11 protein-coding genes are annotated in these 12,297 nt (G+C 61.4%); 4 read left to right on the forward strand and 7 right to left on the reverse strand.

Going from position 1 to position 12,297, the window contains the following annotated elements; all coding sequences use genetic code 11:
* Positions 1 to 121: 121 nt before the first annotated feature.
* The 4 genes from terL to WP12_RS10485 all read right to left on the reverse strand — a co-directional run bounded on the left by terL (position 122) and on the right by WP12_RS10485 (position 5,633).
* Positions 122 to 1,411 carry a phage terminase large subunit gene (gene terL / locus WP12_RS10470; protein ID WP_160299207.1) on the reverse strand — a complete coding sequence of 430 codons (1,290 nt, stop codon included), beginning with the start codon at positions 1,409 to 1,411 and terminating at the stop codon, positions 122 to 124.
* Positions 1,412 to 1,626: 215 nt separating this feature from the next.
* Positions 1,627 to 2,175, reverse strand: a complete 549-nt coding sequence (locus WP12_RS10475; protein ID WP_046193659.1) for a DUF5681 domain-containing protein — start codon at positions 2,173 to 2,175, stop codon at positions 1,627 to 1,629.
* A gap of 38 nt (positions 2,176 to 2,213) precedes the next feature.
* Entirely contained in the window at positions 2,214 to 3,665 is a 1,452-nt protein-coding gene (locus WP12_RS10480; RefSeq protein WP_052730315.1) for a site-specific DNA-methyltransferase, read from the reverse strand.
* 750 nt (positions 3,666 to 4,415) lie between these two features.
* Complete coding sequence (locus WP12_RS10485; RefSeq protein ID WP_046193660.1) at positions 4,416 to 5,633, reverse strand: glycosyltransferase; 1,218 nt, start codon at positions 5,631 to 5,633, stop codon at positions 4,416 to 4,418.
* A 281-nt stretch (positions 5,634 to 5,914) separates the two neighbouring features.
* On the opposite strand from WP12_RS10485, the gene WP12_RS10490 reads away from it, so the two are divergent.
* Positions 5,915 to 6,388, forward strand: a complete 474-nt coding sequence (locus WP12_RS10490) for a sterol desaturase family protein (protein WP_046193661.1) — start codon at positions 5,915 to 5,917, stop codon at positions 6,386 to 6,388.
* On the forward strand, positions 6,385 to 7,104 hold the full coding sequence (locus WP12_RS10495) for a fatty acid desaturase (protein ID WP_046193662.1): 720 nt from the start codon (positions 6,385 to 6,387) through the stop codon (positions 7,102 to 7,104). Before WP12_RS10490 ends, WP12_RS10495 begins: the two co-directional genes overlap by 4 nt.
* Positions 7,105 to 7,118: 14 nt before the next feature.
* Here the strand turns inward: WP12_RS10495 and WP12_RS10500 are convergent, their stop codons facing one another.
* Genes WP12_RS10500 through crtY form a run of 3 tightly spaced genes read right to left on the reverse strand, consistent with a single transcriptional unit; the run spans position 7,119 to position 10,667 of the window.
* On the reverse strand, positions 7,119 to 8,054 hold the full coding sequence (locus tag WP12_RS10500; RefSeq protein ID WP_235399092.1) for a phytoene/squalene synthase family protein: 936 nt from the start codon (positions 8,052 to 8,054) through the stop codon (positions 7,119 to 7,121).
* Positions 8,038 to 9,516 carry a phytoene desaturase gene (locus WP12_RS10505; RefSeq protein ID WP_046193663.1) on the reverse strand — a complete coding sequence of 493 codons (1,479 nt, stop codon included), beginning with the start codon at positions 9,514 to 9,516 and terminating at the stop codon, positions 8,038 to 8,040. The genes WP12_RS10500 and WP12_RS10505 overlap by 17 nt, the downstream gene beginning before the upstream one ends.
* On the reverse strand, positions 9,513 to 10,667 hold the full coding sequence (gene crtY, locus WP12_RS10510; protein WP_046193664.1) for a lycopene beta-cyclase CrtY: 1,155 nt from the start codon (positions 10,665 to 10,667) through the stop codon (positions 9,513 to 9,515). Before crtY ends, WP12_RS10505 begins: the two co-directional genes overlap by 4 nt.
* Before the next feature lie 101 nt (positions 10,668 to 10,768).
* Between crtY and WP12_RS10515 the strand changes: the two genes are divergently transcribed.
* Positions 10,769 to 11,248, forward strand: a complete 480-nt coding sequence (locus WP12_RS10515; RefSeq protein ID WP_084691098.1) for a DUF2141 domain-containing protein — start codon at positions 10,769 to 10,771, stop codon at positions 11,246 to 11,248.
* 125 nt (positions 11,249 to 11,373) lie between these two features.
* Positions 11,374 to 12,297 carry a 4-hydroxy-3-methylbut-2-enyl diphosphate reductase gene (ispH, locus tag WP12_RS10520; protein WP_235399097.1) on the forward strand — a complete coding sequence of 308 codons (924 nt, stop codon included), beginning with the start codon at positions 11,374 to 11,376 and terminating at the stop codon, positions 12,295 to 12,297.

Consider the following 12,297-nt stretch of genomic DNA (forward strand, 5'->3'; position numbering starts at 1 on the left):
TGCCACCAGCTCCTCGCGGAGTGATCCAGGCGTTCAATCGCCTGCGCCAGGTGCCCCCTTGCACAGTTTCGGGAACTCCAGCTTTTGGCGGATGAGATCGAGAATATTATGGGGGTCCGCACTAAAAATCATCAACATCGTCGTCATCCAAAATCCAGTCAGGCAGGGGTGGAAGCGATGGCCGGTGATTGGTGCGAATAATCCGTTTTCGCCTGCCGCCAGGCTCATATTCGGTGTCCGCCGTACGCCAATGGTCGCGCAGCCATTCCAGCATCTGGGTAAGGCTATCGACCTGATCATCGTTTTTGCCGCTAGGGAAGGCACGCATCTCGGCTAGAAAGCAGTCGAGACCATCGAGCTCGGCGGGTAGCCAAACCCGACCTTCCTCAATTTGCCCGGTCTGCGCGATCAGCCGGTCGGCCTTGTCGCCCCGCGGACGATAGCCGGTAGGCGTGAACGGGCCATTTTTCCGGAGTTCCTGACAGATGCCGACGCCCGCATTTGATAACTCAATCAGAACCATGTCTGCGCGCCATTTGGTGCGCTGAGCGATGACAGCCCGTTTCAGCTCTGGATATTCTAGCCGCTGCCGCAGGATTTCGAGCAGGAATAGCCGGCCCGCGAGATAACCCCAGCTGGTACAGACCGACCAGTCCGCCGTGGGTAAACCACTCGCAGCGGTGTCCCAGCTCTGGAACACCTTGTCGAAGTGCCCACGCCTGAATTTCCGGGTAAAACGCCGAAAATGCTCGGTTCGGATGAGATTGCCCTCGGGCGCTACTGGATCCTGCAGATACATGGCGGAGAATATCTGTGGCCCGCACTCGATACGCTGCGCGCGGACATCCTCCTCGCTGAACAGCTCAGGGCAAAGCAACTCGCCGCGTTTGAAAAGATAAGTCTGGCCCGGACCAATCTCGATCTCGGCGTCGCGCTGCGCCATGGCGGGCAAGACCAGGCACTCATAGCCCTTGTCGCGCAGATAGGCTGGGAGGTCATCCTCATGCAACCGCTGCTGGATCGATATGATCGAACCGGTCCCACGCCTGGTCAGACGCGTGACCAGCGTCCCATCATACCAGACCTTCATCTTTTCACGTATCGCAGGGCTGTTGGCGTCATCCGCCTTCATAAGATCGTCGAGGATGATGAAGTCGGCGCCGGTGCCGGTGATCGTCCCTGTTACCGAAGCTGAAAGGCAACGACCGTGCTGTGTGGTTAAAGTGTCGAGTTGTCGGTTACCGCGCTTGGCAATGCGCGTGTTGGGATACATGCGCTGATACCAATCGCTTTCCAGGATCGAGCGTCGATGCCCTGCATGTTGCAGCGACAGGTCTTCCGAATATGTCACGACCATGATCTTCAACGACGGGTTGCGACCCAGCAGCCAGCAGGGGAAAGCGACAGCCACGGTAATCGATTTCAGCGCTCGTGGCTGAAGCCAGATCAGCGAGCGGGTGAGGCGCCCGGCCCCGACCTTCTCGAGCCACCAGCACATTGCGCGAAGATACCAGGAGGGCTGGAGCGGCGGCAGGTGAGGGTGGAGATGCGCGAAGACGAGCATTACGAAGGCGAGGAAGCGTGTTTTGGCAAAAGCCTCGACGACCTCGGATTCCGACGGCCGGCTCATGCCACACCTCCCTGGGCGTCCGCCCCGGTCTCGGCGCGCACCTCTTCGGCGAACCAGTCAAGGATGGCCCTGCCGGTGTCGGTGAGCTCACCCGCCGCATCGACGGCAGGGGTTTCGATATCGCCGGTCTCGTCATCGACGTCGACAAGCGCCCAGCGCGCCAGCGCGAACATCGTGCTGCGCGCGCGCCAGTCTCCCTCGAACGCCGCCTTACGCTCCTGCATAACCAGCGCCTGGAAGGTGGTCATCTTCTTCTTGCGCTCACCTTTGACGCGCACGTCGACCGGTTCCAGCAGGACCTTGCGAACGATGGCCTTGCTGCCCTTGGCCTTTTTGGGTCGGCCATAGGGGTTGCCCGACACCCCTTTGGCAAAGCTTCCGCAGTTCGGCTCGCGTTTGCGCCAGGGCTTTTTGTCCGAAGCAGGATCGTTGGCATCAACGTCGTCAGGGGGTAGGTCGGCGACGAGGCGGTTGCCCATGGCAGCGTCCGGGGCCGCGACGATGCGGGTGCGTGGGCGGGGCGAGATGGCGAAATTGGTGCTCATTATGATATCCTCGAAAATTGGGTGCAATGCAGGTGTGATCAGGCGGCGGGCATCCGTTGGCGCGGCGGCGGATTGATCACCGGCATTTCGACGTTGGCGCGCTCAGCCATGACCTCCGCGAAGGTCTGGCCGGTGGCCTCGAGACGGGCCGACAAGCCGCTGAAGGCCTCCAGCCTACGGACAGCGACATCGACATAGACGGGGTCGAGTTCGATGCAGCGGGCAACACGGCCCGTGCGCTCGCACGCGATCGCAGTGGTGCCTGACCCCAGGAAGTTATCGAGCACCAGATCACCGCGATGGGTGACGTCGCGGATCGCATCTGCTATGAGGGCGACATTCTTGGGAGTGGGGTGGTCGGCCAGCTCTTTGCGGTCGTTGCCGAAGCTGTTGGCCCCGGGTGCGATCCACAGATTGGTCCGGTATCGACCGAACTTCCCAAGCTGGATGTTGTTCGTCACCGACGGGCCAGGCTTCTTGAACATGGCGATCAGCTCATGTTGCGACCTCCACAAGGAGCCCATCGAAGCGTTGGTCTTCCCCCACACGCATAAGTTGATCAGTTCGAGACCGATCCCCTCACCGGCCATGATGAGCGGTGCGATCGACCTCCAATCCATGAACGAGGCGAACACCGCGCCGGGGCGGCAATGGTCCGTCGCAAGTTTGAACTGGTTGCTCAGGAAGCTGGCGAACTCAGGCTTCGATAGCTCCCCTGACGCGACCGCGAACTCCCTATGCTGGATCTTGCCAAGGCCGCTAACATGTTTCGTTACCGAAACGTTATAGGGAGCGTCCTGCATTACGAAGTCTGCGAGTTTGCCCTGCATCAGGCTGACATAGGTCGCCGCCTCAAGGCTATCACCGCAGATGATCCGGTGGGCTCCATGGACCCAGACTTCACCCAGCCGCGTGACTGTCTGGGGCAAAGCTGTGGGAACAAGATCGGCGGCATCGCAATCTTCCGATGAAGGGTCGGACGGCGCCTTCAGGCTCTCGATCCTGATGTCGATTTCGGCGTGCTCGAAGCCAGTGGCTTCGATGCTGAAGTCGAAATCGAGTTCGCCAATCTCTTTTAGCTCAACCGCGAGCAGATGGTCGTTCCAATGAGCCTGCGTCGCGATCTGGTTGTCGCTGAGGATGAAGGTTCGTTTCTGAGCCTCGGTAAGCTTGGCGGCTCGAATGACAGGAACATGCTTGAGGCCGAGCATGCGCGCGACCTCAAGGCGCGCATGACCGGCGAGCAAGCTACCATGCTCGTCCAGCATAAGCGGGTTTAAGATGCGGGTGGCGGACACGGCCTGCGCCAGCATGTGGAGCTGCTTCTGAGGGTGTTCGCGAGGATTACGCGCGTTGACGGTAATGTCATCGAGCTTGACCCACTCGACGATGTCGAAGGGAACGGGCGTGAAATCCTCGGGCGGCTCAAACGAGCGGTGCGAAGGCTTCAGCTTCTTGGGCCGCGGTTGGATACCTTTGACTACGGACATGATCTATCTCCAAAAAGGAGCCGATCAGGTTTAAGATGAGGGCGAGCAAAGCCGAAGGCGCAGCGCAGCCCTCATCTAGCGCCCAATTCGGCGATAGGATGATGGCTCGTGCTGCGCGGTGGCCAGATGACCGGTGCTATCTGCTCGAGGTGACCCACCGGGTCACGCGATTTATATACCGGTGATATAACCATCTGACAAGAGACGACATTTTTTGTCAATCGGAGTGCAACTGAGGCGAAGGAGTGCCCGAGTTAGCCGCGAGGGATCCGGTCAGGCAGGATACGGCGGCGGCGAACGCCATCCTGTTATGAGCCTGTAATCCGCAGCCTGTTTTTGACTTGGTAAAAACAAGGTTGGCAGCGTCGCTGGGGTCTACTGACGATCATGTGGGCCGTTAGGACGGTCGGCCAACCCCACCACTGCACAGCAAATATATTTCGCGCCAATCGAACCTGATCCCGGTGCCGTACGCACCTGATACGTGCCTGAAAACAGCCTGTTCGGAGAGACTGCTGTTTTCACCTACGGCAGCGCTTTCTCCACGCAAATCAGCGTTTTTTACGAGCAGTCCAGCCTGATAGGGCATCGTTGATCGCCCCAAAGCCTGTAAAACGGCCTCATAACAGGCTGAGACGAGATCGCTCCTAACTGCCACGCGAGCCACTTCTCAGACGACGTAACGGGCATTCCGAGACCGACGTCGAACTTCAGAATTCCCGCTATTTCCGCCAGCCGGCCGCGATCAGATCAGCTGATGGCAAAGTGAATTATATCGGCGGCCTTCTGAACGCCGCCGGCAGCATTGATTTCTGCCTGAATAACGCTCGCGCGGTTTCGATATTCCCTCTCATTCAGCGCTGCCGAAATGCCGCAGGCGAGCTGCCGCCACGATGCGTTCGGCGATAGGACTCGGGTGACCCCAGCGCGATCGAGCCGAGCTGCGGTGGCAGGCTGCTCGAACGCCAGCGGCAGCGTCACCATCGGCACCCCGAATGAAAGAGCATCAAGCACAGTGTTGAAGCCGGCATGGGTTATGGCCAGATCGGCATGGCGCAGTACCGCACGCTGCGGCACGAACGGCTCGACGACCGGGTTGCCCGGTAGAGCGGCTGTCTCGGATGGAGACAGCAGACCACCGTGCGCCAAGACCAGTTTCGCGCCTAGAGCGTCACAGGCGCGGGCGATTTTGGCGAAGAGTCTCGCGCGTGCTCCCTGCAGCGTGCCGAGCGAAGCGAATATCAAGGGCTGCCCGCTGCCGGCTGGGATTGCGAACTCACCGTCGTCGGGCAGGCGAAGCGGACCTGTATACTGGAAGCTGTCTGGAAGCCTGCGGCGCGGGAAATCGATCGAGGCCACCGCCTGCGAGATCTGAGCCAGGTCCGATCCGTAATCCTCGAAATGCTGGCGCGGATGGATACCCCAACGCGCGGCATGGCAACTCAGCACTTTTGTGACCGGGCGCATCAACCAGTCGGCGATGCGATAGCCGCCCCTGTTGCGCCAGAGGCCGAACGGCGTCGGATCGTAGCGCCAGCCGACATAGGGCGGCGGTATCGCCGGCTCGCGATTGATTGGGAGCGCATTCGCCACGGTTACCAAAGGCAGGCCGAGGGAACGCGCAACGAGCGCGCCTGCCGGCTCGAGCTGATCGACTATCGCCGCATCCGCCCCGATCGCACGCAAGATATCGGGCGCTTCGGTGCAAATCGTCTGCGCGCGTTTCGCGACGCTGCGAATGGTTCTCGCCGTATCGACAGGCCCTCTTCCTGTCGTCGGATGGGTGCCCTGGTCACGGCCCCCGCCGATCAGCGTGACGTCCATAGCGGCGGCCCGGACAAGCGCGGCACCATGAGATTGCTGCAGGAAGGTGACCCGGTGGCCGCGCTCTACCAGGACGCGCGCAAGGGCGAGCATCGGATTGATATGTCCCGCCAATGGCGGCGCGATGATGGCGAAATGAGCCACCTCAGCCCATCGCCAGTCGTGGCGACATCGCCGGGACCGAAAGCCTGGTTTTGCCCGACATCACTTTGATTCTGCATATCATCATGCTCGCGAACATGCGGCGATCGCCCGACCAATACGATGACTTAGGTTAGGGCAATGTTCCTGTTTGTAGGAACTAACCTCGCGATCCTTTCCTCCCGTCTGCACGATCCGCGGATCACCTGCAGTTTTACTGCGTTGAGGCTTCGCAGGGTTCGCGATCGGCCCTATGCTGGCAGCGTTTTTTGCATTGGACAGCAATGAATAACCCGTTCCTCGACGGCGCCCTGATCGCTCTCGTCACGGTCTTCGCGATGGAGGCGGTGGCTTATTGCGTTCATCGTTTCGTGATGCATGGCGTCGGCTGGGTCCTGCATCGCTCCCATCACGAGCCACGGACCGGCTTCTGGGAGCACAATGATCTTTTCGGGATATTGTTCGCGGGGATCAGCATGGCAATGATCTCGGTGTCTTCGGCGGCTGATCAGCTTTTCTGGGTCGGAATAGGCATGGCCTGCTACGGCCTTCTCTACTTCCTGGTCCACGATGGACTCGTACATCGACGGTTCCGATTCGTCGGGCCTCCCCGCAGCGGCTATTTGTCGCATCTGGTCCGGGCCCACCACATGCACCATGCCGTCAAGACCCGTGACGGGGCCATCTCGTTCGGCTTTCTCTATGCTCCTCCGCTCGCTTCGCTGAGCAGAGTGCTGCGATCCCGGCGCGGGCAATGACTAATCGCGCTGCGCAACGAGCCGTTGGCCTCACGCTTGCCGCACTGGTGTTCGGCAGCTGGCTTCTACTCCAGATACTCGCTCTCTTCCTCGTCCAGATCGACACGCTGCACCCGCTGCTGATCATGATACTGGTGGCGACGCTGTGCTGGCTCGACGTCGGCTTGTTCATCATCGCGCATGACGCCATGCACGGGTCACTCGCACCGGGATCGCCGCGCCTCAACCGGGTGATCGGCACGGTGATGCTCGCGGCCTATGCGGGTTTCTCGTTCGACCGGCTTCGCCCAAAGCATATGGCGCACCACCTGACGCCGGGGACCGTGGCGGATCCCGATTTCTGCGAACGATCGCCAGCCAACCCATTCCGCTGGTATGTCGCTTTCTTCCGCGAATATTTCGGGTGGAGGGAAGTCCTCGTCCTCACCCTCCTGGTCGGCGTGATGACCTTCGCCGCCCGCGTGCCCTATGCCAATCTGCTGCTTTTCTGGGCGCTACCCGCGATACTCGCTTCGGTGCAGCTATTCCTGTTCGGCACCTTCCTGCCGCACGCCCACCGCGGCCCGGACTTCGTCGATGGGCATCGCGCGCGTAGCTCGAACTTCGGTTGGATCACGTCGCTGCTGACATGCTATCATTTCGGCTATCATCACGAACATCACCTTCATCCGCATCTGCCCTGGTGGCGGCTGCCGAGTGCTCGATGCCGGGGGTGACCGGCGCACATCGGTCAGCGAGGCCGAGTCCAAAGGCCTTCGCGCGATACGGTGCGCGGCGTAGGCATCAGGCTCGCACCGAGCGCACGTACCGCAAATCCTGCTTTTCTCATGCCGGGCACCGCGACGCGCTCGCGCCACGCCCTGTCGCCACGACGAACGACCTCATGGCCGATGTCGCCATAGATGCCAGCCGCCGACAGAATCGCCCAGCGGCAGCGGAAAGGCAGACGGGCGGCGCCGATGCGGGCCGAGCGTTCATGGCGGTCGGCCATGGTGACCAGGCGCGCCGCGACCGCCGCCAGTTGGGATGCAGCGTGATCCGCGACAAGATCGGCTTCCTCCAACCCGGCCTGATCCAGCCAAGTCGCCGGAATGTAGCATCGGCCGTTTTCGGCATCCTCGCGAATGTCCCGGGCGATATTCGATAGCTGAAACGCAATGCCGAGGTCACATGCCCGGTCCAGCGTATCCTCGTCATCGGGCTCCACGCCCATGACCAGCGCCATCATGCAGCCGACGGCGCCAGCGACGAAATAGCAATAGGATAGGAGATCATCCTCGGTCTTTGGCCGCCAGCCGGCGGCATCGGCGGCGAATCCCGCGATATGATCGTGGATCAGCCGCGATGGTATGCGACATTCGCTGGCCACATGGCGCAGTCCTGCGAACGCCGGATCCACGACGCCGTCGCCGGTCAGAGCAACGTCGGTCTGCGCGCGGAGGGATTCGAGCCGCGCCGGCGCGTCGTAGGCGGTCTCCATGCCATGTCCCAATGTCTGGCCATCCACCATGTCGTCGCAGGTCCTGCACCAGGCATAGAGCAGCCAGGCCCGCTCGCGTGCTTCGCGTCCGAACAGCTTGCTTGCCATCGCAAAGGACTGCGATCCCCTGTTGATCGTCGCCTCGGCAATCTCGACCAGCGCGGCGCGCTCAATCTGCAAGGTCATTGATCATCAGCCCCGCGGTGGCCTTCGCGCTGCCGACCACGCCCGGAATGCCAGCGCCCGGATGGGTTCCCGCGCCTACGAAGTAAAGGTTGGACAGAATATCGTCGCGGTTATGGACGCGGAACCAGGCGCTTTGCGTAAGCCGCGGCTCAAGGCTGAACGCGGAGCCGAGATGCGCGCCCAGATCATTTTTGAAATCGACCGGGGTGTAATGGAATACGGTCATCAGCTTTTCGCGCAGGCCCGGCAACACGCGCTCTTCGATGATGTCGAGAATGATTTCGCGATAGCGTGGTCCCTCGACCGCCCAGTCGATCGGCGCTTGCCCTAGATGCGGCACCGGTGCCAGCGCGTAGAACGTTGAGCACCCAGGCGGCGCCATGGCGGGGTCGGTGGCGCTCGGGTGATGGAGATAGAGCGCTGGATCCGATGCCAGCCGATCGCTCTTATATATGTCGTCGAGCAGCCTCTTGTAGCGTGGTCCGAACAGGATGCTGTGGTGCGGAATCTCGGGAAAAGCGCCGCGTATGCCGAAATGGACGACGAAGAGGGATGGCGAGAAGCGCTTTCGCCGCAGCCTGCGGGCCGCCTGGGCGCCGCGGCGGTCACCGCGGATCAGATCATAGCTTGTGACGATATCGGCATTGGAAGCGACTGCGTCGAAGTCCCCGGACCAGCCCGATTGCGTCGTCACCGAAGATATGCGGCCCTGCCGGGCATGAATGGCGGCAACCGGATCAGAAAGGCGGATCTGGCCACCTATGCGCTCGAAATGCCGGGCCATCCCCGCCACGAGAGCATTGGTGCCGCCTTTCGCGAACCAGACCCCGCCGTCACGCTCAAGCTTGTGAATCAGCGCGTAGATCGAGCTCGTCGTCATCGGATTGCCGCCGACAAGCAGTGTGTGGAAGGATAGAGCCTGCCGCAGCTTCTCACTGCGGACGAAGCCGGAGACGATCGAGTATACCGAGCGCCAGGCCTGGTACCGCGCCAGCGAGGGCGCAGCACGGAGCATCGATTTGAAATCGAGAAACGGCACCGCGCCCAGTTTCTCATATCCCTCGATATAGACCCCTGCCGAATATTGCAGGAAGCGCCGATAGCCATCGACATCGGCAGGATCGAGCCGGGCGATCTGCTCGGTCAGCCGCGCATCGTCGTTGGTATAGTCGAACGTGTCGCCGTCGGGCCAGAACAGCCGGTAGAAAGGCTGGACCGGCTGAAGCGTGACGTCGTCCCGCATGTCAGCGCCGCTTAGGGCCCAGAGATCGGTCAGGCAGGCCGGATCGGTGATAACGGTTGGACCTGCGTCAAAGGTGAAACCGTCGCGGTGCCACACATAGGCACGCCCACCGGGCCGGTCGCGCGCCTCGATGATGATGGTGTCTATGCCGGCCGACTGCAGGCGTATTGCCAACGCCAGTCCGCCAAACCCTGCGCCGATGACTGCGGCGCGCTTCACGCTGATGGGCCCCGGAAGAAAACACTTGCTGCCGCCCGGAGCAGTGGCACAGGCGGACGGCCGCTGAGGATGCGCGCCTTGTCGGAAAGTGTGGAGCGGGCCGCATAGAAGCGGCCCACGAGGTCGGCATCAAGACGGTAGAAATGCTCGAGCACAAGATAACGCTTTGCGGGCTCCGCAGCGCGCAGCAACATGCGATTGAGCAGGCGATAGAAGCTCCGCTCCCGCCAGCGCCGTTCGGCCATCGTCCGGAAAAGCGATAACAGGGCAGCACTCGACATATCAGGCTGTGCAGCTAGCAACCGGGCGTTAGCCAGCGCATCGGGCAGCGAATAACCCGTGGTCGGATGAAAAAAACCGCCGCGCAGGCCCAGCCGCGCGACTGTCGCATTCTGCCACAGGCTGGCGACTGAGCCACCCATTGCAATCGGCAGCACGCCGCGCTCCTCGCGGATCATCTGCGCGCCTGCCCATCCCTTCTGTGCGATATAGTCTTCGATGCGGTCGCCCAATATCAGATCGTCCAGCCTGCTATCCTCGGAATAATAAGTGTCTTCGACGAGCATCTCCGTGGGGGAAAACGGCAGGCAGTAGACGAAGCGATAACCCTCCGATTGATCTACAGTTGCATCCATGATGATCGGCGCGGCCAGACCATGCGGCACGGAAAAGCGATATTCGCGGCCCAGAAACTTCTGCCAGCCGAGATCCAGGCCGTCGACGCTCTCGAAACCGCGAGCGTCGATGACGCCATCGGCGTTGATGCGCTCGCCAGTGTTCAGCGTGATCCCGTGCGGTCCGATATCCGCGATCCCGGCATTCAGCCGGTAGGCGCTGGCCGGCAAGACCGTCTTCAAGAGCCTGTCGAGCCTGTCGGACGTCACGCTGTTATATCCGGTGTCCAAGCTTTTCCGACGCGAGGGGAAGCGGACCTCATGATTCGGCCAGCGATGGACGACCAGATCTTCGACCAGGTCGCGGCTGCCGGCGTCGATGTCGTCATCGAAGAAGGACCAGAGATGATTGCCACCGAAGGAAGACCCTGCCTCGACTACGAGCAGTGGAATTTCGGGTCGGGTTCGGGCCAAAGCGAGCGCCGCTAGACCGCCCGCGAGCCCGCCGCCGGCTATAATCAGTCGATATGCCGTCATAGAGCGGCTATGGCAGAAGTGTCGCGCCGGACCAATCACTAGTCGTTACCGCACGCGGTATCGCCGGAGCTAGGGAAGCAATCATGGGCTGCAATCCCGATATGAAGGCCGTCTCTGTGTCGTCGACAGCCGGCTATGCCGGGTTTGGAGCTGCGCTGCTGCTCGCTGCCGCTCTTGCGAGGCCGCTACCGCTGAGTGCGGCTACAACTGACAGCGAGCTTGAGCTCACCATCGAGAATTTGCGCAGTGTCAGAGGATTTCTGCTCGTCTGCCTGACTCAGAATGAACGCCATTTTCCCGACTGCAAGGGCGACCCAAAGGCGGCCAGAAAGATGGTGCAGGCGAGCAAGGAGGCACGGGTAGTCTTCATGGGGCTCCCGCCGGGCCGGTACGCGCTGTCATTAATTCACGACGAGAATGGAAACGGTAAGCTCGATACAGCGTTAGGGATACCGCGCGAGGGCTTCGGCTTTTCGCGCAATCCGACGATCCGTTTCGGGCCCCCGCGCTTCGACGAGGTGATCTTCACCTTCGCCGGCGGCAAGGAGGATCATGCGGTCCGACTGCGCTACATCCTCTAAGCCGAGGTGGACGCGTCGACATCTTGAAGTTAGCCTCCGCCCGGGGGTGATGGAGCAGATCGATGACCCCTACCGCATCGCCTATTCGCCCCTCCGCCGAAAGAGCCAAGCCCGTAGCCCCGGAGATGCGCGTCGTGCTAGCCGCGCCAAGAGGGTTTTGCGCGGGCGTCCGCCGGGCGATCGCCGCAGTCGAAACCGCTCTCGATCGATTCGGCGCACCGATCTATGTTCGCCGGGCGATCGTCCACAACCTCGACGTTGTCGGGAATCTGGAAAAGCGGGGAGCAATCTTCGTTCAGGAAGTCGACGATGTACCGCCGGGCAGCGTCCTGCTCCTTTCTGCGCACGGCGTCGCACCGCGTATTCGATCGAGTGCCCAAGCGCGCAACCTACGCGTTTTCGACGCGATGTGCCCGCTCGTGGACAAGGTCCATCATGAAGTTCGCCGCCACCATCGGGACGGCCATCATGTCATCCTGATTGGTCATTCGGGGCATCCCGAGATCGAAGGTACGTTCGAACAGGTTCCCGAAAGCGCCATCACGCTCGTGACGGAGATCGGCGATATCGAAAGGCTCGAACATCGAGTCGGGCAACGCATGGCTTACGCAACGCAGACCACCTTCGCCGTGGAGGATGCGAAGCTGATCATTGCAAGGCTGCAAGTGCTCTTTCCGAATATCCGCGGCCCGAAAACGAGTGACATCTGCTTTGCTACAACCAATCGCCAAGCCGCCGTGCGGGCCATCGCGCGCGATGTGGATGCGTTCATTGTGGTTGGCGAGGATTTCTCATCGAACGCGCGCCGACTGGTGGAGGTCGCCCTGGCCGAGGGTTGTCCGCGGGTTCAACTCGTTGCCGACGGACGAATGATCGACTGGGGCGGTCTGGCCGATGCGCACAGTATCGGGGTCACCGCTGCCGCTTCAACGCCTGAACATTCGGTGACATCGGTTCTCGACCAGATCGGCGATCGTTACGCGGTAACGATAGAAGAACATCCCGGTCCGCCCGAACCCGCGAGCTTTCGCGCCGTCGAGTTTGCCTGA

It is taken from the genome of Sphingomonas sp. SRS2, assembly GCF_000971055.1.
GTDB lineage: Bacteria > Pseudomonadota > Alphaproteobacteria > Sphingomonadales > Sphingomonadaceae > Rhizorhabdus.